We start from the raw sequence: 21,743 nt of genomic DNA, 5'->3' as shown, positions 1-21,743 counted from the left end.
GCGTCATTCGTAAGGCGATCAAGAACCGGAAGATTTTTCGGACTGATGAGTCAGTCATGAAGGTAATCTATCTGGCCATGGAAAAAGCTTCCGAGAAATGGACCATGCCGATCAGGAACTGGAAAGCAGCCATGAACCGGTTTGAAATTATGTTTCCTGACCGGTTCAAGGAGTAATAGTTTTGGTGGCGTTTACACAGAATTATTTACAGGCTCCAATAAGGAACAAAACGGTTAAGTATGTCGTCATGAGACTCTTGGGCAATAATCTCTGATGAAAGCCCAACTTCCGCCAGAGCTTTACATAGATCATCTTTATTATAGGACCCCATTCTTGATTCATGAGCCACAGGCCTCATAGTATCACATGCTCCACTCCGGCCGCTCTTCGTCAGCTTTTTAACCAGTGATGAAGCCCCCTCCTTAATGGCTTTAACACCTTGGCCGCCTGTCTTTACCGCCTGATTTCTTAGCTCTTTATTTTTTATCACGACCATTCCAGTCGGTACTGCCACAGCAGCAGCAGTTGCAGCTCCAACTGCTCCTGTTGTAACAACCAACCCTCCCACAGTCACCAGACCACCGGTAATCACTGCCGCTTTTATCAAATCTCCCTTATGAGCTTTAAGTAGTTTAATTAAAGACATTGCCTGGTCACCATCTGCCACATAAATCTGACCATCTGGAAAAATATTTTCAACAACTTTCAAATATATTGCAGCTTCTTCTTTTAATGCTTTTTCATCAATAGCACACAAATCATAATGACCAGCCTCAATTTCTCTCAGCCTTGATCTGACATCGCTTTGAACCTGGGTTTTCAAAGTGGACTTAACATCCTTAAGCTTCTGTTCTCCGCACTTTTCAAAAAAATGGTGTGCGCCTGGAAAGTTACCTTCAAAATCGTCAATCACGCCATTAAAATATTCTACAACATGAGCACATAACTTATTAGCCAGCCTGGATCGTAGTGCTTTATTAAAATCTTGTTGTAAATTTTCATGCCGAATTTTAAGCCCTTGAATTGCTCGATCATTCCCAACTGTAGAGGTATGCTTTCTCAAAGCATCGCCAAAATCATCCATATGTTCATCAAAGCCTTCTGAAACGAAATCTTTGCAAGAATCCACAATGTCAGGTTCTTCAACAAGATGCTCTTCAGCCCCCTGCCCTGCACTGCGATGTTTTGGGCTTTTAAGATCATCAGGGTCACAATCTTGCTTTTTAAGAGCCTCAAACTTTTTCTTCAGCGATTCAACATTCCGTACTTCATGCCTGATTCTGGGCAAAACTGAATAGCACTCTAGAGAAGATTGACGCAATTTTTTAGAAAATTCTTCACGATGCTCAGTATCTGAGCATTAATCCATTTCGTAAAACCTCAGGATTAGCCAATCCTTCTAGTTCTCTTCTATAAAACTGCTTATTTGACTCCTTGCACCTCTCCCAATTCATCTTGCACTGATGATCCGATTGTTGATGCATTATTTCCAATCGCGGATTAATAGCACCCAATTCTTCTGCTTCCATAGTACTTTGAAGAAACTGTAATGTTTTCATAACCGAAGACGTACTGAATTGAGCTTCGTTAAAAACAATAGGATCAGGGTGTTTTCGACTCCATTCCGTTTGTAAGCCTTCAAATTCTCTTCGTAATTTATCAATGAGCACTCTCGACGGCTTACCACTTTTTAAACTCTCCCTCTCCTCATTTATCGATTCGAAAGAGCAGTCAACAGCAAATATCGGGATCCCGTCATGATGCCCTGAAACAAATAAGTTATTTCGCTCTCCTGCTCTTAAGGAGCCTTTTTGCTCTTCTACACAACCATTTGCGTGTGTGACCACAATAATTTTTATTGCTTGTTGATCCTCAAGAAAATCCTTATATCCAGGATAGCCAGCAATGCTTCCTTCCCCATTTGCAACCAGCATTCGCACACGCCGCCCACTCTCATCCCCCTTAAAAAAATCAGAGCCAGCCCCATGAACTAGCGCGTTATAACCAGGGTTGTCAACCAGTGTCAGTGTTGGGAACTCTTTTCCCTCCATTGACTGAACCAGCAGCTTTTCTGACACTTGATTTGCAGGTAGTCTGCTTTGTCGTTTAAGAACAGCTTTATTAAAATCGTCACGATCTTGAAAGTGTACTACTTCATGCTCCTCACCCTGAAAATATAATGAACCTTTAAAATCAATACCCGGGTTATGTATCATTTGAAGGAGGGTTCTGACTCTAGTTGCCATCTTACCATGAATTTCTCCTTCAACACCTGTCAGTGCTTTTATCAACGAGGTTTTACCGGCATTTTGTGCTCCCTCAACCTGTATGCTCACTCCTTCTGACACACCTAGCTCCTTCATTACCAGCGGGAACTTTTGTAATCCATCTCTCATTATTTTTGCGCTCTGCCCTCCATCAACCGCAGAGTGATTCGATAAACTCTGAAGATATTCATCCAAACTTCTACGTTGCGCTGTCAGCTTACAAAGCTCCTCCTGAATCATGACATAAGGGAACCCTGAAGCCGACTTCACCTCGGAGCCTGATGATGACATCTCCCCATTCCTTGCTGATAGTGATTTTCCTGGTTGCCCCCATCCGGAATAACTTCCACTCTCCATTTTAAATAAACCAAGTGTACTATTCACTGACTGATCACGCAGACAGACATGATGCCTGGATCCTGAGGGGCCAGTGAAAGCGTTAATTTGGTCTTCAAAATCATGGCCTTCCACTAACGGATGTCTAGCATTAAATGCAGTTGAGCTGAGTGCGTCCATAAAAAAACCTACCGTTTAATCTGGTAAAAAACCAAAAGGGGAACTATGTTTTAAATACAATAGCTATATCCAACACATTAAGATTTTCTTACACCCTCATTGAATCTGTTGGTTTCTAAATTGTGTAATTCATAAATATGATCCTGAACTAGTGGTTCAACAACTTCTCGTACTATGTTCCGCATCTCCGAATCCCAGCGTTTAAAAGCACTGTGCATCCATTGCTCAGATGCTATTTCAATCCTTGCACATACTTCAGATAGCTTATGATTTACAGCATGAACTTTCTGCGACGATAATTCAGGCGATGCTCGCTTTCTCGCCTGCCTTTCCTGATCTTTTCTTCTCGCCTTCTTTACAGATTCATACTCCTGTTTAGCCTTACTTTTAACCCACTCCTTTCCCTTATCAGCAGCACCCACCGCCACTTTTTTCACTGGTATAGAGGAGAACGCTTTAATCACCATTTTGATCGTTACGACACTTAGTTTCGGTACTAATGGGACAATATATGGCGCAACAACAACCGCTGCCGCCCCTCCTGCAACCACTGTACCCAGACCAGCAGCCCCTATAGCTGCAGGAACCGCAGCTTCTGCCGCCTCAGAAGCAACCTCACCGACACTGTCAGCCCATGGACCTGCTGCACGTTGGGCAATACTCTCAACAGCCCTGGAGGCATCCTCCTCATAAACTTCAGGTACTACATAATTGAGGGCTTCTGTTATTGGCGCCACTGCAGTTTTTGCAGACTCCCTGATGCCTTCTTTTGCCGCTTGCTCTGCTGCAACTGAAGCCTCGTTAACCATTTCGTTGTAAGCTTCTTCAGCCTCTTCTTCACAATGATCTTGAATTGCCGATGCAGCCATTTCTGCACCCTCTTCAATTCCAAACATCACTCCTGCAATACCCGCCCCGACCAACAGCACTTTCGCCCCTGCTATCATGCAGTAACTGATTGTACTTTTATGTTTATCAAAAAATTGACTGATAGCTGTTGCCTCCTTCTCGTCAATATATTCCATATCTCCCGTTTGCAGAAATGCTGGTGAAAAGGCTTTAGAGTATTGATCATATAATAAATGAAAAGGGCTTTTACCCTCTTGGTGCATATCCACTCCGGCCAGAGAAGAAACGGTAAAGCGATCCTTAACATAATCTCTAACACCTGCACTAAGCCTTCTTTCCAAATCTTTTATTCCAGAGTCAGAAAGACCAAGCAATTCGACTTCTTTTTCAATATAACCCATTAGCAAGGGTACAAGACAAGCCTCAGCATACGCCTTGAATATTTGCATTATTCGTTCTTTTACTTGCTTGACTACTGCCAAAAGCAATGAATCAACTGAAAATACAAAATTTTGGTTATTGTTTGTGTGTACTCCATGTGGCAAGCATTCAGCTATCCGTTCCCATTGCAGGCAGAATGCTCTTTCAACAATATCTTTTGTTATACCTCCCTTATTTTTATCAACACTTAAATTTCGACAGATTAGCTGTGGACCTAGTACATCCATTGAGCAGGCTTTCCATACTTTACTCCTAAAGTTCTGAAAATCAGAAGAATGAGTCATTTCTGAAACCAGGCTTTCCATTTTTAGATTTCCTGAAACCCTGCGAAAACTCCTAAGAAAGTGTTTATATAGTTGTTTGTTTTCTTCTATCATATCAACCTCCTTAATGCCTTTATCCCACTCTAAGCCACCCCATTGTTGAACGCTTTTATTTAGAGGTTTATTTGAATGGAGTGCATTCTCCTGTCGACTTTCCCGAATATGTTTACCAGATTTGTTTTCTTCATCATTTACTGCAGGCATTGTTAAACTACCAGTATTTCTACCATGAACCTCTTCAGCCTGATAACCTGAAAAGCATTCAGCTGGTTGAACTACTTGTTGATACTTACCTGTAACTGAACTTGAACTACAAGGACTCTGTTCTAGAACACTTTGCTCTTTTTCCAGAAAATCTACTTTTGATGCTAATGTTTGGCTCAGAACTCTTGCGTCCATCCCCAATACTCTTCCAAGGCCCAGGTGATTATCGGTTTTTCTGGTCTCACAGACTGCATGAGGGTAATGGAGAACGCCATTTTGAGGAAAACTTGGCTCCTGCCTTTCACCTTTTTGTGGTTTGTATAGAGTAAATTTTGCCTTACTTGGCGCGCTTCCCTGAAACCCTATATGAAGCACACGTGTATGCGGAGATCCAGCTCCTTCTCCCAACGACAGTTGGTCAGGTTGTTGAGACTCATCAGCTAAAGGTGCTGGTATTTCAGTACTCCTATTTTTTCTAACATTCACTTCTGGTTTATTTTCAGGATCTGGTTTCAGGGGGCGAGCTGAATTCCTTGAAGAGGCTAGCCCCTTGATTTTCAAACCAACGTGATTTCCCTGTGGTGAAGAGGTTTTGGATTTAACTGTTGAAGCCTTGTTACACCTACTTTTCCCGACCTGATATTGATTCTCCCCTTGTTCATGCTGAGCCCGCGACCAATAAAACTCTGCCAAGTCTTTATTATTTGTCCACCCACAGAGCTCTGGCATATGAACCGATACTGATTCCGGTCCTGCAAGATTTGGCTTAGGCTGAACAAATGTTAATGCCCATTGTTTGGACTTCACTTTTGTATCCTGTAGCGGCTCAGCTCCAGCTCTATGCCATTTCTGATCTACACTTGACGTCCTTGATAAAGATGCTGAACGAGAACATCCATTCGTTTTTTCTCTATGATGGGAATCTGGATGATCTCTTTGATGAAATTTGGAATGATTATGATGTACAGGAGCATGCCCCTTAGAACGGCTTACCGATAAATGCTCCCGCCTCACTGGTCTTGGTGTTGCGATATATTCGGGCACCGCCAGACTTCTAACGTTTTGGGAGGCAAACCTCGAACGACTTGAATCACTATTATCTCTATCTTTACGATTTTCTTTCATCAACCGCTGTCTTATCTCTGCAAGCTCTCTTTCAAATAAGTGGATCTTTTCGGCTTCTTTCTGATTGTTGCTCGTATTTTTTATACCTTTAAATTTTGCTAACCTTGCTTCAAGCGCTTGCTCTTTCTCTAAAACCTTTTTCCTTTTTTCTAATTTCTCTAATGAATCCAGCTCCGCTTCCAACTCCTTTTCATCATAACTCGCTGAATAATCAAAAGTAACCGATCCTCCATCACTCTGGCACAGAGCTGCATGCAGGTTTTCCTGTCCTCCATTTTGAGAAGGTGTATGGTCTAATACTGACACATTCCGATTTTCCATAAACTGGTTATAATTTTCATAATAAGGTTCTTTTAAACTGCATGCTGAGTGTATAGTCTTATTTGAAAAATCAGCCCGATGATCACCTTCATACACATCAACTGCCCTTATACCGGATCTGGATTGATCGTTTTTTTTATCTTTCGTCACGCTGACAATTGCTCTCAGAGCATGACCTGGAATTTCGGCTAACTCACCATTCGCGTTCACTGCATCATCTCTTTTGAAAAATTATTCTATTAAATGGAAACGACTAAACAGTAATTACTAGAACGTAAATCACATCCCTCATAGATAACATGAAAATAAGAATTATTTACAACAAGGTTGCGATGCAGATAATTTATAGTTCAAGGAAAAATCTTTTCAAATATTTTATGAATACAAACAAAAAAAACAGGTAACACATAAAAAACACTATATACCTGCAAAAACCTCAAAATCTCATAAAATAAAAGACAGTACCAAAATCACGAAAAGTTATATTTGTATCTACAAGCAAACCGCAACGGGAAATTATTTTATTAGAATAAAACCCAAGAAAATTAAACCGAAAGATTGGCTGATGAAAAACTAGAAAACAGAAACCAGTCACATTGTTAATAAGTAAACGGCTGAAGTCGGCAAGATCATCCTGAGTTTTAATCTGACTGGCTATTTGATCTACCAGTTTTTCGTTGATTTCAACGCTCATTGTTATTCTCCATTTTGGAGTATTAACGACAAGCGTTTACACAATTTAAATTACATTCCCTTTATATCTGGAGAATTTAAAAAATATTCAATGATTAGTTTTTTAAACAACTCACATCAAACTTAATGGCGAAATCCTGTCTTCTACCACCTCTCCTGTTACTGCATTGACTACCATCTTATGTCTTATACGGTTGTCATCTAAAAAGACAATTTCTTTTACTTTCATATTATCTTTCATATTGCTTCTGGTTCTCAGCACCACCATCCCACGGTACTTTTCCCGTGCATTTTTGATAATCTGCTCAAGGGATATCTGTTTACCATCTGGTTTCATGTCATAAGTTTCATCCTTGATCACCCGACCAGTATATGCATCCATGGTTAACTGACGACGCTTCACCTTAAACTGTTTGTCGGCAAGCTCTATAACATACACAGCACCGCCATCCTGCCTTTCCAGCCAGGTTCGAATTCTATTTGATCCTGGGTACTTGCTCTCCACTTTTGATAATATCTCTTCCATAGGCATGGGTACCTGCATGGGGGCATGATCTACCTGCTTGCCACTGAAGGCGTCATAAACAACACGTTCCAGCTTGTTATTGGCATCAATAAAGTCGATAACAAACACCTTCTGCCGCTCTTCTTCCAGCAGCCGTGCCGAATGAACGACCACGTCAGAAGACTTATCTCCAAACTTATTACGGGTTGATACGATTAGCTGGTCCAGAGGTACCATTGATCTCAACTTACCAGGCTGTTCAAGGTGCGCTGGCGTTGCAGGTGTATTACCGCCTGCAGCAAAAACCGTGGATGAGGACAGGGCTACGCCCGCCAATACGCCTAACACCACAGGAATACGTAAACTGAACACTTTCATCAAGTCACACCTCTGTTCATACAACAAGAGCCGAGGAAATAACGCAAACTACCACCGAACAGGGTACAAAGATCATCGAAAGGAAGCGGGGAGTACAAAGATGGCAGGCGTCATTGATAGTAGTCTTTATGCCCGTTCATGCAGAGTTGATACAGTTAATTTAGAATTGATTGCCCATAATGCAAGCAGTATTCCTTTATAGGAAAACTGAGGGTTACAGATTAAAGAAGGAGTAAAAGCTTTTTAATTTCTTTCCTGCTGCTTCAAGGGAGATAGGCTGGAAACGTATTGAGGTTCCGGGCATTGCCTGTGCCAGCTTGTTCAAATCCAACTGAGCAACGCAACCAAACTTTGGGTATCCTCCCAGTGTCTGGTGATCACGCATAAGAATAATTGGCTGACCATTTTCAGGTATCTGAACAGCTCCCAAAGCGATGCCTTCAGAAATCACACCACTGAAGGGGGAAGTAATATCAGCCCCATCTAATCGATATCCCATCCGGTCACTGTTTGATGATAGCGTAAAGTTTGACTCATAGAGCCGTTTACGATTTTCTTCTGAGAATGCCGACGCCTGATATGACTCTATTAGATTCAGCCTGAGCTCCAGCTCATATTCCGGGATATAGCGGGCTGGAATCATCCGGTTGATTTCTGGCTTGAAAACTTGGTCAGCGATCAACTTAAGACAATCTCCCTGACCTATCAGACAGCCAACTCTATTGTTCGCTCCAAGCCCACCAATACCATCCCGGGCAACGGTCGCGACACTGCCAAAAACTGTTGGTGCAGCAAAACCACCAGGAATGGCCAGATAAGCCCTTAGGCCTTTCCTTGGGAACTGAAATGACAGAACATCGCCTTTATTCAGATGAATGGTCTGCCAGCCATCAACAGGATGATTATTGACCATGGCTCCCAGGTCAGCCCCTGTTAAAGCCAGCGTGATGGCTCGATGCACTAAAAACCTTGCCTGCCCTCCTGTTATCTCTAACTGCGAGCAGGACATGCTGTTTCCCAGAAGATAGTTTGCCCAGCAATAAGCGTGTAGATCCATCGGGCCACCCTGAGCCAAACCCTGATGACCCATTCCCGTTCGCCCAAGATCTTGAAGCTGAGCCAGCATCCCTGGATCTATTACTTCCAGTGCGACCACACAGTGCCTCCAAGCTCCAAAAACTCATCCCGTGATATGGGTTGGAATTTAACAGAAAGACCAACAGAAAAAGGCGACATAGGTGTCTTATCAAAATCAACCAGAGAGATCGGGCAGTTACCAATAATCTGCCAACCTCCGGGTGTATTGGAAGGATATACGGCTGTCTGCCGGTCAGCTATCCCCACACTCCCAGCAGGCAACATCTTTCTTGGTTCCGTTTTTCTTGGCATTGCAATGGAGGGATCAACAGCACCAAGGAAGGCAAAGCCAGGACTGAAACCGATAGCACAGACAACATAGGTCGATTGACTGTGTATATGAACAACCTCATCAACTGTACAGTTATGAAATCGGGCTATTTCAGGCAAGTCTGGACCCGTTTCCAGGTTGTAATAAACGGGTAAGGTAATTACCTTACTTAGCTTCTGGTTGGGAGCACCAGTCTGAAAAAAGGAATCAACCAACACCTGCAATCTTTTTTTTAACTCATAATAATCAGCTTTCAGAGGGTGGTACTGAATATAGATCGTCGTATAAGAAGGAATAACTTCAATCAGCTCTGACGAAAAACTATTTCTGATATGATCAGCCAAGTCGCCTATTTTTACCGCTAGCTGCGTATCAATATGATCACCCAGCTTTATTATCAACGCCGTTTCTGAGACAGGCTGAATATCCATCATGGAGTATAGTCTGCCGGCTTTAACATCTGTCGAATCTGTTGGATCAGCGCAATGGCATCAAGATTATCACCATGCACACACAGACTATCGGCCCTCAGCTTCAGCCGCTTTCCGCTAATCGTGTTAACCTCTCCTGACAGTATGCCTTTAACCTGCTGCAGTATCATTGCTGCTTCCTGGTGAACAGCCCCCGGCACAGACCTTGATACCAGCAGTCCATTATCATCATAAGCCCTGTCGGCATAGGCTTCATAAATTAATGATACAGAATACCTGTCCGCTATCTTTTTATTCGATTCATTCTCAGCCATGGCCTGAATCATGATCGCTGGTTTGAAATCCATATTTGCAGCCGCAATCACAATGGCTTCAAACACATCAGGGTTATTCATCATCTCATGATAAAGGGCACCATGAGGTTTAATGTACTTTACACGGGTGCCATGCAGCTGACAGATAGCATCCAGTGCACCAACCTGGTAAGCCACCAGATGCGTGATACTTTCAGGACTGTGGGGAATAGAACGACGACCAAACCCCACCTTGTCGTTGTACCCGGGGTGGGCCCCAATAGTGACCCCACAGTCTATCGCCTGTTTCACGGTGCCACTCATGATATCGGGGTCAGAAGCGTGAAAGCCGCAGGCAATATTGGCCATATCAATCCATGGCATCACCGCTTCATCATTTCCCATTTTCCAGGGGCCAAAACTCTCCCCCATATCACAATTTAGCTTCACTGGTTCACCTGTAAAGTTTGAGTACTTCTTCCGCCAGAATAGAAAGCCCCTTTTCAACATCCTGATGATCACGGGTATAGGTCAACCTGAGGCATTCATGCTTATGGGGCCAGTCATCGTCTATCCCCGGGAAGAAATAGTGTCCGGAAACCACCAGCACATTTCTTGCCTTCAGTCGTTCATAGAGCTCAAGACTGGAAACAGGCAAACCTTCAAACCATAACCAGAGGAACATTGCGCCTTCCGGTTTATGAACATGCCAGGGAATATCACCCAGTTTTTCTTTGAGGCAATTTACCGCAAACTGAGCCTTCTCCTGATAATAAGGACGGATAACATTCTCACAAAGAGGGTTAATGCTGTCATCCCTGATCATATCCAGAGCAAGTAAACTGCCCGTACTGTTAGGAGCAAGGTTCATAATGGCATTAATACCCGACAGAGCCCTGATTACCTGTTCATTGGCAATAACAATACCGGTTCTGACCGCAGGCAGTCCGAGCTTAGAGAGACTTAGACAGAGAATGGTGTGTTCGTTCCAGCGTGGTGTCGCTTCCGTAAAGATCAACTTTGGAAACGGCGTACCGTAGGCACCGTCAATGATCATGGGAATATCATGCTGCAAAGCCAGGCTATCCAGCCGCTCAATTTCATGATCCGTCAGAACATTACCTGTCGGGTTGGTAGGGCGTGACACACAAATCGCACCAATACTGTCATCAATCACCAGCTCCTGAAAATCAACCCGATATTTAAAGGTATGCTGATCAAGATGCTCAATTTCAGGTTTATTGGCCGCAAAAAAATTATCACTCAGCCCTGCATCGGCATAGCCAATATATTCTGGTGCCAGTGGTAACTGAATACGCTTGTGGCTGCCATCGCCATAACTTCCGGCAAACATATTGAACAGCATAAAAAAGGCGGCCTGGCTGCCATTGGACAACGCTATATTTCTTTCTGTCAGCTTCCAGCCAAACTGCCGGTTAAGAAAAGCAGCCATCTCACGAACAAAGTCTTTTTCTCCCTGGGGTGGATCATAGGTACCCACCAGCCGGGTAAACTCCGCCTGACTCTCGGTTATTTTGCGCAGTCGCTGTCTGAATACTTCTTCTACTTCGGGGATATGGGCCGGATTACCACCGCCCATCATGATCATATCTTTACCATCGGCGAGGGCGTTGCCCAGATCATCCATTAATGAAAGGATACCGGAATGGCTGGTGAATTTTTCGCCAAAGGCAGAAAGCTTCATGCTTACCCCTGATTATTCTGGTCGCAGGATAATAAAAGTGCTGTTATATAATGATGAAAAGAGGCTGTCTACCGCACAAGACATGATGAGCCAAATATAGAGGCAGGTTCACTAGCAGAAATGCATGCTCAGGAAATTCATTTTACTTATTGCTGTATATCGTGGATTGCCGGCAAGCCACCTGCAGACGAAGCTTTATAGACGGCTCGATGAACAGCCTTTTCAACAGCTTCTGCCCCCAACACCCCTAATATATTAACATCAGCGTCAACTTCACCAGTTGCTGCACAAAAAAGGGTATCACCATCATACATAGTATGGGCAGGCCGAATGGCACGAGACACACCATCATGCCCCATTTGAGCGACCTTTAAGGCCTGAGCTTTTGTTAATTTTGCGTTGGTAACGACTACGCCAATCGTTGTATTAGCCCCGGGCAATGCTTGAACTGACTGTTCATCCATCAATAAGTCCATACCAGAAACAAACTGTTTACCATCTTCGCTCCTTGTACCTGCAAGGAGCTTTTCACCAGCGACAACATCTCCCCAGGCGTTGACAGCAACAACAGCCCCAACAATGACACCACATCTCAATCTAATCGCAAAACAACCAATTCCACTTTTTGTCGCGCGATCAAACCCTGCAACTTTACCGATAGACGCACCGGTACCGGCACCTACATTGCCTTCTTCAATGACTTACTGACAGGCTAACCTCGTGGCTTCATACCCCATCTGTTCACTGGGTCGGGCAGAGGCATCACCCACTGACTGATCAAAAAGTATCGCGCCGGTGACTATCGGGATCGTAACAAAGTCAGTTTGAAAGCCAATGCCATGCTCCTCCAGGTAACGGCTAACCCCATTCATACTTTCAAGGCCTAATGCACTTCCACCGGAAAGCACAATAGCGTGTACAGAGTTAACCAGATTTTCTGGCCTTAGTAATTCCGTCTCCCTGGTTCCGGGAGCCGCACCGCGCACATCCACACCGGCAGTTACTCCCTGATCAAAGCGCAGTACCGTTACTCCGGTCAACCCTTCAAGATCTGAAGCATGACCAATGGCCAGGCCGCTAATTTCGGAAAGCTCATGACTCAGAGTAGCCATCGGCAAAACCTATGACACTGGTAAAAAGAAGCGGACCATATGAAGTCGAATATTTCTGACCAATTGGGCTGAAATCATCCAAAGCACAACGCAGGGAGCAGAACTACGGCTATGTGGCCGAAGCACGACTGCATCGATACAGGAATTAGTACTCACTGGTATAAATCAAAAAACCTGATGCGCCTGATCAGTACTTTCTACATTACAGTTAACATCATCAGATCGAATGTATGTCTTACCGATCAAAGTACGACTCCAGATTGTCAGAAAACCATTCAGAAAACCGCTGACACCAATAACATTTTTATCTTCCCCCTGACTGAAATTCATATCAGTAAATACACCTCCTGACGTATCTCCCTTTCTTGTCCCATTCAATGTATACCGACTGTATGCTTGATTGCTGTAGTTATTTTGAAACCTTGGGTATACCCCTGATGCATTACGCATCTGGAACTGGCTGACCTGACCTTCAGACCAGGTTTTAAAGTAGAAACCATCAGCAACCACCTTAAAGAAAGAGTGCCCCTGCTCTTTATCAAGCCAGCAGCCAACCAGCCATTGAGGACTTTGAATCGGCACATTAACCATATCCAGAGCAGGTTTTACTGCGCTGTGTACTTCTGACTCAACTTCATTAAGAAAGCTCTGAGGATTGAGCACATCTGAAAATACAGGAGCAGAAGCCAGTAACAAACACGCCATGTATTTTTTCATTCTTCGCCTCATTACCGTTTTTTAATTCAGGTAACAGGTAAGATAGCCAAACAGGCCAAAGCTCGCCCAAAAAGCCTTCAAACAATGCAATCCCATATTGAGCGATATCCCCTTCAAAAAAACATACCCTGTTCTTCAGTGAGGTTTTACAGACTCTGCTATGTTAGGCACTGCGTTTCACCCTTTTACTGTAGGCTCTGTTGACATAATTTTGCCTGCTCAGTGGCTCAAACCAGAATGTCCGTAACATCATTGCAACAACTTGAACGACACGGGTATTCCCGCGTTCTTGCGCCCTGGTAAAAAGATCTGGCTTGAGCCAAGCCATCAAGCTTATGTCAATAGAGCCTGGTTTTGCCGTTGATGAGTAATCACCCGGTCAGGAAAACTGTGCCTGGAGTATGGAAATGCCTTTGCTGACGTCTTTTCTGGAAAAGCTTGGAGCCACAATAGCCCTTGTTTTAATGTTCTTTGTTGGCCTGTCACCCTATGCCGATGCAGGCCCTGCCTTTCCTGATATAGAACTGTCAGAAGACTATGAAGAGCAGTCCTCAACATTGATTCCTGAACTTGATGATCAGTCAGTGGAAAATATTGCTGAATTTGATGATGAACAGGAGGATATTGAAGAAAGTCGAAAATTTGATCGAGAGCCTGACGATGAGCCGCCAGATTACTATTCGGAGGATGAGATAGATTAAATAAGGGAGGATAGATACTTGGAAAACTGGCGTCCCCTAGGGGACTCGAACCCCTGTTACCGCCGTGAAAGGGCGGTGTCCTAGGCCACTAGACGAAGGGGACGCATACCTTCGTGCATTGCTGCAGCGGATGCGTATACTAATCCCCCCCTGTCACAGAGTCAACCCCCCTGTCCTTTCATCAATGGTTTTACTTGAAAAAAAGCCTTTTTAGCGATTAGATGGGCTATTGATCGCCCAGGGAAAGGCAGAGGAACATGAGACTCAGGGACAGGCTCTCTTATAAGCAAGTCAGATATACAGTCAGCGTTGCATTTATTCTGGGACTTATTTTCAGCATCTTTCAGGTTACTCACGATTATAAAACTCAGGACAAAAGTATTGATAGTGCCATCCAGGCCTATCTGGATATCAGCAAGGCACCAGCATCACGTATCGCCTACAACCTGGATGAAGAGCTGGCCATTGAACTGGTAAATGGGCTCATTGAGTCCCCTTTGATCCTCAGCGCATCAATTGTTGACTCCGATAACCTGATTCTTGCCAAAGCCGGAACCTCAAATAGCCCCGGTGAGCAGCGGCAATTTACTGACCTCTTCTTTGGCACCACACGTACTTATCACCAACAATTGTCTGTTCCTTACGACCTTGAAGAAGATCTTGGCATCCTGACCATTACAGCAGATACGCGTCCTTCCGGTCAGGAATTTCTGGATCGCGCGGTACTTACCCTGGTGTTTGGGCTGGTTCGAACCTTGCTTCTGGCACTTGCTCTGCAGAGCATGTTTTATTTGATGCTGACAAAGCCTCTTCTGAAGCTGACCCGCCACGTAAAACGCGTTCGAAAAGGCACTGTCCATAAAACACTGGAGATTTCCAGAAAACATCAAAAAGATGAGATAGGTCTACTGACCAGCGCATTTAATGAATTTCAGGATGATATTGAAAAACAGCTATACCATCGAAGCCTTGCCGAAAATGAACTTAGAAAACATAGCCGTGATCTTGAAGTTCGCATTGCGGAAAGGACGCAGGAATTACAGGAAAATAATAACGCTCTGTTCAAGGCCAACGCAGAGCTTGAACAAGCCCGGCAGGCTGCACTTCACTCAGCCAAAATTCGTGGAGAACAGCTTTCAAACCTGAGCCATGAGATTCGAACACCGCTAAATGGCATTTTAGGCATGCTTGAGCTGACAATTAATGAAGAACTGACCGGAAAACAATATGAGCGACTCGATCTGGCTCACCAGTCTGGGGTTCGACTGGTCAGACTGCTCAATAGTATGCTCGACCTGGCCAGACTTGAGTCAGGCAAAGTTGCCATTGAACACACCCGGTTCAATTTGCGTGAGATCATTGAAGAATCTGTCGTGATGTTGGGCCAGAAGGCCTACGGCAAAAATATTCCACTGACCTGTGATATTGACCCAACGCTTCCAGCCACGCTACAGGGAGACCCTACCCGCATCAGCCAGGTCATTAACAACCTTCTGGGTAACGCCATAAAGTTCACCCATCAGGGTGAGATCAAACTATCACTGGACTCAAAACCTCTTGACCAAAACCGTCTTGAAGTCATCATTAACATTACGGATACCGGTATAGGAATCCCCAAAGAGGCACTCGAAGCAATTTTCACCCCTTTTACCCAGGCTAACAATGATATCTATGAAAGCTATGGGGGCTCTGGTATGGGGCTGGCACTCACCAAAGAGCTGGTAGGAGCAATGAATGGATCCATCAAAGTTATGTCTCAGGAACAGCATGGCAGTACCTTTTCCATAAAACTTCCCCTAACAAAACCTGAACAGGTCGCTAGTGAGACTACCACTGCACTGGAAAGTCACCCGGTAATACTGGCCTGTGAAGAGTCTACACAGCTAATCTGTCATCGTTTACTCAGCTACTGGAAAGTACCCTGTCGCATAGTGGAGCCTTACGATAAGAACCTCGACTTTGACTACCACTCAACAGGTCACAAAACAGAGTCTCTCGTGATCACTGATCAAAAATCACTGGCCCTGAATATGGCTCGACACCACCCCCAGCGTAAAACGATCTTTATCAGCTATGAGCAACCTCAGGGAATACCTGAAAATCTTTTATGGCTCCCTCTCCCAGTGACTCAACAAAAACTCTATCAAAAATGTGCAGAGGTGATTGGCATCAGTGATCCTGGAAGAATGCCTCCAGCAAGAGAAAATCGCTCATCACAAAGTTCAAGCTATCAGGCATCAGAAAAAAGAAAGAAAAAAATCCTGGTGGTTGAAGATAACGCCATCAACCAACTTGTGACCGAGGGAATGCTTGAACAGCTCGGGTATGAAGTAAGCCTTGTAAACAATGGTCAGGATTGCATCACAGCATGCAACAGTGAGAGTTTTGACCTGATCCTGATGGACTGCAATATGCCGGTAATGGATGGCTACACGGCAACAAAACATCTCAGAGCCATGGCTTCTACAAAAGAGATTCCTATTATCGCTTTGACAGCAAACACTCTGGATGAACACAAAAACAGATGCTGGGAATCAGGAATGAGCGGCCACATTGCCAAGCCATTTAATAAAAAAGAGCTGAACAAAATTATTAAAGAGTCTTTTGATTAGCCGTCTCTTCCAAAGTGCCTTTGATAAAATCATACCCATTACACAATCTGATATAGCACATGGCATATTTATTTAGTTATTTCTTTCACTAGAAAATAGCTCCGAGCGCTCCAAGACAGTCGATAGTGACTCATGACTGGAATGCGAATCTGATAGCTCTCCCCTGCTATGCGAGTCAATTAGAGGTTTAGTACATGAGTTTGCAGCGGAAGAAGTGCAACTATCCGTTGTTTTGAATGTAGAGAAGGTTATCTTTCTATCCTGAGCAGCTCGTTCCTCCTGCTGCCCCAGACGCCATTCACTGTAGCCTGGCTCGTGACCGGCACTATGGTTGGAAGGTGGTCTAACAGTCATTAGAGAAGAGTGAGTTGGTATTACTGCTGATCGTTGAGGAAGCTTAGTTGCCATGACAGGGTTTGCAGCTGAAGTTCTGGCTTGAGAGACTCTTGCTGTATGTCTTTCCGATTGCCAGTAAGGAGATGACCGGCAAAAATTAGCAGACGACTTCTCCCCCCGACAAGATTGATATAAGCGACTCCTTACAGGGTTAATAGTATTGGTACTGTTAAATTGGAAGCTTTGGACCCCTAGTTTCCGCCGTCCCCCAAAATCTCCTCCATTCTGACATAGGTTTTGATGCAAATCTTTAGCACCTGTATAACTCACTTTCTGTTGACTTTCAGTCCTGCAATCCTGATTTATGTATTTTTTGAATGCGTCAAATACTATGGGCCCCCTGATTGAAATTGATGCCATTAAGCGTTCAACTTTACAGCCAGATTGTTTTTTGTACTCTTTTTTAAGTCCGTCATGCTCTGTTTTAGTTAACATACTCTCCATTTGTTTCAGAGCATCTTTCACTTTTTTTTCTCTATTCCCATTTCCCTTAATAGATAGAAGCTGCCGCCCAATAGACTGAAGCTCTTGGTGCCACCCCTCATATTCTTGTTGCTGAGGCATTGTAAATAATCGGCGCCCTGCTAGTTGACTTAATTGAACAACAAAGTATTCAGATAGATTTCTCCACTCCATATCTGATAAGTCAGCATTTGAAAGAACATTCTCGCTAAGATGGTCAATAGCCTGCTTGGCACCTTGCAATGTAACTCTATTTACGTGGTTACTATTTCTTACAATATGGCCATTAAATGTGGGCAAAGGTGGCTGACTATTGGATGTATAGGGGTGGGAAAAATAATACAATTGGGAGCTTGGTAATTCCAGTGCTGGCGGCAATTCTGGCGATGGAGTTTGGCTAGATGGGATTGACATAGATTCCACCTGTAAATTAATTGTTTATTCTGTATGGCTTGATATTTTCAAATTTAAGACCAAACTGGCTACTCTTTAGAAAAATGTCCCTATCCAGAAAATATATAGCTAATAAGAAATTAAACAAGCAAGAAATTGGAAAACACTCAATTTCAAGCAAATCACCCTGCATTCAAAAAAGACCCACAATAATTTTTTACGACATCAGATGTTTTTTTCCAACCCGCTACTGCCTACTCTCTATGAGGCTGATAAAAGCATTTATCTTCGTATATCAGCCTAACACTAGAGATAGAAAACTCACCGTTTTTTGAATTTCATCGCAACCGAATTAATACAATATCGCAGGCCAGTAGGCTCCGGGCCATCGGGAAACACATGCCCAAGGTGAGCACCGCAATTAGAACAAAGCACCTCAGTACGCTCCATCCCCAGACTATTATCTTCCTGCATGGTTATCGCATCACTGTCGATGGCTTGATAGAAACTTGGCCAGCCACATCCAGCATCAAATTTAACTGATGAGTCAAACAGCTTTTGCTTACAGCAGACACAGTGAAAGACACCATCTTTCTCAAAGAAGTTATATTCGCCGGTAAAAGGTCGCTCAGTCCCCTTTTCACGACACACGTAATACTGATCATCTGTCAGCTCTTCCCGCCACTGCTTATCTGACTTCTTTTCTGTCATTTCATACTGCCTTCTTATTCCACTTTCATCAGCAAACAGAGACTTTCAGGAACTGTCTCGCGGCAATCAGGATAACCGCCCGAATAAAAACTATCTACACTAGTGCAACTCTAGGCAGATCAATTCATAATGCCATGCTGCAAGTCTCACAGAACCTGAAACCATCGGTAAGCCATCCATGAAGGATATTGAAAAATCCACCAAACTCGACAATGTCTGTTACGACATTCGCGGCCCCGTTCTTCGTGAAGCCAAACGGCTGGAAGAAGAAGGACATCGTGTCATTAAATTGAACACGGGCAATCCCGCGGCGTTTGGCTTTGATGCGCCCGATGAGATCACCCAGGACGTCATCCGCAATTTACCACTGTCTCAGGGTTACTGTGATTCTAAAGGACTGTTTTCAGCCCGCAAGGCCATCATGCAGTATTGCCAGCAGAAGAGCTTCCCCCCCATTACCGTTGAAGACATCATTATCGGTAACGGCGTCAGTGAACTGGTGGTAATGACCATGCAGGCACTGCTCAACAATGGCGATGAAATGCTGATCCCTGCTCCGGACTACCCTCTGTGGACTGCAGCGGTTCATCTGTCGGGCGGCCGTGCTGTTCACTACCGCAAGGATGAGCAGTCGGACTGGTGTCCGGATATTGAAGATATCCGCAGCAAAATCACCGCCAAAACCCGGGGTATTGTGGTTATCAATCCAAACAACCCAACCGGTGCGGTTTATCCAGATGAAATTCTGAAAGAGATCGTTCAGCTGGCCAGAGAACATGACCTGATCATTTTTGCTGACGAGATATACGATAAAATCCTCTATGACGGGGTTGAGCACACGGCCCTGGCCTCTCTGGCAGACGACGTGCTTTGTATCAGTTTTAACGGCCTGTCAAAATCCTATCGTGTTGCCGGGTTCCGGGCTGGCTGGCTGGTGGTTTCCGGTCCAAAGCACAATGCCAGAAGCTACCTGGAAGGCTTGGAAATGCTGGCCTCAATGCGACTTTGTGCAAATGTACCCTCTCAACACGCCATCCAGACAGCATTAGGCGGTTACCAGAGTATTAATGATCTGGTACTGCCTGGCGGCAGACTGCTTGAGCAGCGTAACCGGGCATGGGAAATGCTGGATCAGATACCAGGGGTCAGCTGCACAAAACCCAAAGGCGCTCTCTATCTGTTCCCCAAGCTCGACCCAAAACATCATAAAATCCATGATGATGAGAAGCTGGTACTGGACTTCCTCCTTCAGGAAAAAGTGTTACTTGTCCAGGGAACCGCATTCAACTGGCCGGAACCCGACCACCTTCGGGTCATTACGCTCCCCTGGATAGAAGACCTGGAAACCGTAATGACCAAACTTGAGCGGTTCCTCAGCCGATACAAACAATAAATGGGATGCTTGGAGGGAGGCATACCCTCTCTCCTCATCATTATGGAAGAACAGCTATGGACGACCTATGGCCGACATACACATTGATGAATTTTATCAGGACTGCCTGAAAATACTGACTCAGCTCTACAACACATTCCCTCGCCTGACGACAATCTACGTTGACGACCTGATCACCAATGCCGGCACCGATGAATTTGGCATCCCTAACAGACGTCACAAGGCCTGTTTTGATGCCATGCTCTGGCTCGCCTCAGAAGGTTATATTCGTTACCAGGACAACATCCGGCATGATGCCCTGGATCAGGTTGTACTTACGGAAAAAAGTTTTCTTCGCTTGAGTCTTCCTACTCTTAATATTGATGACCAGAGCGATCTTCCACCATCGGTTGCCCGTAAACAGGCAACAATGGCCTGGCATTGCAGACAGGCACTTAAAAACAAAGGTAGTGAAGCGATTGCACAGGCTGCTCTGCAATTTTTCACCAGTCGCTGATCAGCGACCAGGTCAGCTATCATCAACTACTCGGCTCTTCTTCTGTAAATGCAATGTAAAAACAAAGCTCATTTTTTAGACGCTCTTGAAAGAATAAGAATACGCCTTTATATAGCTACATAATGATGACGATGAGGTCACCTTAACTAATGAAGAGAATCCTGTTGTTTCTGGCCACAAACATGGCAGTCCTGTTGCTGGCCAGTATCACACTGAATATTCTCGGCGTCGGCAGTTACCTGAGCCACCAGGGACTGAACATGGGTTCCCTGCTGGTATTCTGTGCCGTATTCGGGTTTGCCGGCTCTTTTGTCTCCCTGTTGCTCTCCAAGACCATGGCCAAGATGAGTACAGGAACGCAGATTATTGAACAACCCCAGACAGCCCAGGAGCAGTGGCTGGTTGAGACTGTCAGGGAACTCTCTGAAAAAGCAGGCATCGGAATGCCTGAAGTGGGTATTTTCCACTCTCCGGAAGCCAATGCTTTCGCCACCGGATGGAACAAAAATGCAGCACTGGTTGCCGTCAGTCAGGGACTGCTGGATCGATTCAGCCCTAACGAGGCCCGTGCAGTTATTGGTCACGAAATTGGCCACGTAGCCAACGGCGATATGGTCACCCTGAGCTTGATCCAGGGTGTAGTGAACACCTTTGTGATGTTCTTTGCCCGGATTATCGGTTATGCCGTCGACTCCTTCCTGCGTCGTGATGACGAAGGCGAAGGTGGTGTTGGTATTGGCTTTTACGTAACCAGCTTTATTGCTGAAATTATTCTTGGTTTTCTGGCCAGTGCCATCGTTATGTGGTTCTCCCGTCAGCGCGAATTCAGGGCCGACGAAGCCGGTGCTGAACTGGCAGGCCGCAGGGATATGATTGCAGCACTGGAACGCCTGCGTTCCGAATATGAAGCTCCCAGCGCGATGCCAGCCACCATGACGGCCTTTGGTATCCGCAGCGGTGTTCGCAGTGGACTGGCAGCCCTGTTTACCAGCCATCCCCCGCTGGATCAGCGTATCGAAACGCTACGCGCCCACAGTTAAGTTCCCCCTTCAGGCCGGTAATTACCGGCCTTTTTTTTATTTCGAAGATCACAAAACATACGAAGGAAATCCTTTATTTTTCTTTGTGTGCTGCGTGATCCTTGTGGCTTAGCCAGCCCCAGTTATACCAATCGCATTTTCTAAATCCTTAAGCTGCCGCCAACTATGCTTAGGCATCATTACCATGCATTATCTAGAACAGATGTCTCGTCGACCACAGCTACCCGAAGGTTTTAATGATGTTGATTTTC

At 44.7% G+C, this 21,743-nt stretch carries 17 protein-coding genes, 1 tRNA gene and 2 pseudogenes; 6 read left to right on the top strand and 14 right to left on the bottom strand.

The window, feature by feature from the left end:
- A pseudogene (locus AK963_RS35375) lies at positions 1-176 on the top strand (IS256 family transposase); the annotation flags it as partial.
- A 29-nt stretch (positions 177-205) separates the two neighbouring features.
- Here AK963_RS35375 and AK963_RS14095 read toward each other — a convergent pair.
- From AK963_RS14095 to AK963_RS14045, 11 genes and pseudogenes are all read right to left on the bottom strand, one after another.
- On the bottom strand, positions 206-1,321 hold the full coding sequence (locus tag AK963_RS14095) for a hypothetical protein (protein ID WP_238593732.1): 1,116 nt from the start codon (positions 1,319-1,321) through the stop codon (positions 206-208).
- Positions 1,322-1,346: 25 nt separating this feature from the next.
- Entirely contained in the window at positions 1,347-2,783 is a 1,437-nt protein-coding gene (locus AK963_RS14090; protein ID WP_083232647.1) for a dynamin family protein, read from the bottom strand.
- 77 nt (positions 2,784-2,860) lie between these two features.
- Positions 2,861-6,256 (bottom strand): hypothetical protein, encoded by a 3,396-nt coding sequence (locus tag AK963_RS14085; protein WP_066016093.1) that lies wholly within the window; start codon positions 6,254-6,256, stop codon positions 2,861-2,863.
- A 226-nt stretch (positions 6,257-6,482) separates the two neighbouring features.
- Positions 6,483-6,740, bottom strand: a complete 258-nt coding sequence (locus tag AK963_RS14080) for a hypothetical protein (protein WP_066016092.1) — start codon at positions 6,738-6,740, stop codon at positions 6,483-6,485.
- 111 nt (positions 6,741-6,851) lie between these two features.
- Positions 6,852-7,622: a PepSY domain-containing protein gene (locus tag AK963_RS14075; RefSeq protein WP_066016091.1), complete on the bottom strand. Its 771-nt coding sequence runs from the start codon at positions 7,620-7,622 to the stop codon at positions 6,852-6,854.
- Positions 7,623-7,836: 214 nt separating this feature from the next.
- On the bottom strand, positions 7,837-8,778 hold the full coding sequence (locus tag AK963_RS14070) for a 5-oxoprolinase subunit C family protein (RefSeq protein WP_066016090.1): 942 nt from the start codon (positions 8,776-8,778) through the stop codon (positions 7,837-7,839).
- Positions 8,760-9,464 (bottom strand): 5-oxoprolinase subunit PxpB, encoded by a 705-nt coding sequence (gene pxpB / locus AK963_RS14065; RefSeq protein ID WP_066016089.1) that lies wholly within the window; start codon positions 9,462-9,464, stop codon positions 8,760-8,762. Before pxpB ends, AK963_RS14070 begins: the two co-directional genes overlap by 19 nt.
- Positions 9,461-10,204, bottom strand: coding sequence for a 5-oxoprolinase subunit PxpA (locus tag AK963_RS14060; protein ID WP_066016088.1), 744 nt, complete (start codon positions 10,202-10,204; stop codon positions 9,461-9,463). The genes pxpB and AK963_RS14060 overlap by 4 nt, the downstream gene beginning before the upstream one ends.
- Positions 10,205-10,208: 4 nt before the next feature.
- Positions 10,209-11,459 (bottom strand): valine--pyruvate transaminase, encoded by a 1,251-nt coding sequence (locus AK963_RS14055; protein WP_066016087.1) that lies wholly within the window; start codon positions 11,457-11,459, stop codon positions 10,209-10,211.
- A gap of 146 nt (positions 11,460-11,605) precedes the next feature.
- Positions 11,606-12,571: pseudogene (locus tag AK963_RS35370) on the bottom strand (P1 family peptidase).
- 165 nt (positions 12,572-12,736) lie between these two features.
- Positions 12,737-13,288: a hypothetical protein gene (locus AK963_RS14045; RefSeq protein WP_066016086.1), complete on the bottom strand. Its 552-nt coding sequence runs from the start codon at positions 13,286-13,288 to the stop codon at positions 12,737-12,739.
- A 407-nt stretch (positions 13,289-13,695) separates the two neighbouring features.
- Between AK963_RS14045 and AK963_RS14040 the strand changes: the two genes are divergently transcribed.
- Positions 13,696-13,989 (top strand): hypothetical protein, encoded by a 294-nt coding sequence (locus AK963_RS14040; protein WP_139117408.1) that lies wholly within the window; start codon positions 13,696-13,698, stop codon positions 13,987-13,989.
- Positions 13,990-14,016: 27 nt separating this feature from the next.
- On the opposite strand, the gene AK963_RS14035 is transcribed toward AK963_RS14040, so the two are convergent.
- Positions 14,017-14,092: transfer RNA gene (locus tag AK963_RS14035), tRNA-Glu, on the bottom strand.
- A 154-nt stretch (positions 14,093-14,246) separates the two neighbouring features.
- Here AK963_RS14035 and AK963_RS14030 point away from each other — a divergent pair.
- Entirely contained in the window at positions 14,247-16,601 is a 2,355-nt protein-coding gene (locus tag AK963_RS14030; RefSeq protein ID WP_066016084.1) for a hybrid sensor histidine kinase/response regulator, read from the top strand.
- 72 nt (positions 16,602-16,673) lie between these two features.
- Here the strand turns inward: AK963_RS14030 and AK963_RS14025 are convergent, their stop codons facing one another.
- Complete coding sequence (locus AK963_RS14025) at positions 16,674-17,873, bottom strand: hypothetical protein (protein ID WP_139117407.1); 1,200 nt, start codon at positions 17,871-17,873, stop codon at positions 16,674-16,676.
- A gap of 300 nt (positions 17,874-18,173) precedes the next feature.
- Positions 18,174-18,563, bottom strand: a complete 390-nt coding sequence (gene msrB / locus AK963_RS14020) for a peptide-methionine (R)-S-oxide reductase MsrB (protein WP_066016082.1) — start codon at positions 18,561-18,563, stop codon at positions 18,174-18,176.
- 178 nt (positions 18,564-18,741) lie between these two features.
- Here msrB and AK963_RS14015 point away from each other — a divergent pair, with 178 nt between their 5' ends.
- The 3 genes from AK963_RS14015 (at position 18,742) to htpX (ending at position 21,492) form a co-directional block, all read left to right on the top strand.
- Positions 18,742-19,956 (top strand): pyridoxal phosphate-dependent aminotransferase, encoded by a 1,215-nt coding sequence (locus AK963_RS14015; RefSeq protein WP_066016081.1) that lies wholly within the window; start codon positions 18,742-18,744, stop codon positions 19,954-19,956.
- A gap of 67 nt (positions 19,957-20,023) precedes the next feature.
- The gene (locus AK963_RS14010; RefSeq protein ID WP_066016080.1) at positions 20,024-20,452 is read left to right on the top strand and encodes a hypothetical protein; all 429 of its coding nucleotides are present in this window, start codon (positions 20,024-20,026) and stop codon (positions 20,450-20,452) included.
- 149 nt (positions 20,453-20,601) lie between these two features.
- Entirely contained in the window at positions 20,602-21,492 is an 891-nt protein-coding gene (htpX, locus tag AK963_RS14005) for a protease HtpX (RefSeq protein ID WP_066016079.1), read from the top strand.
- The last annotated feature ends 251 nt before the right edge of the window (positions 21,493-21,743 follow it).

Source organism: Endozoicomonas atrinae, assembly GCF_001647025.1.
Lineage (GTDB): Bacteria > Pseudomonadota > Gammaproteobacteria > Pseudomonadales > Endozoicomonadaceae > Endozoicomonas > Endozoicomonas atrinae.
This window is presented reverse-complemented; position numbering and strand designations above follow the sequence as displayed.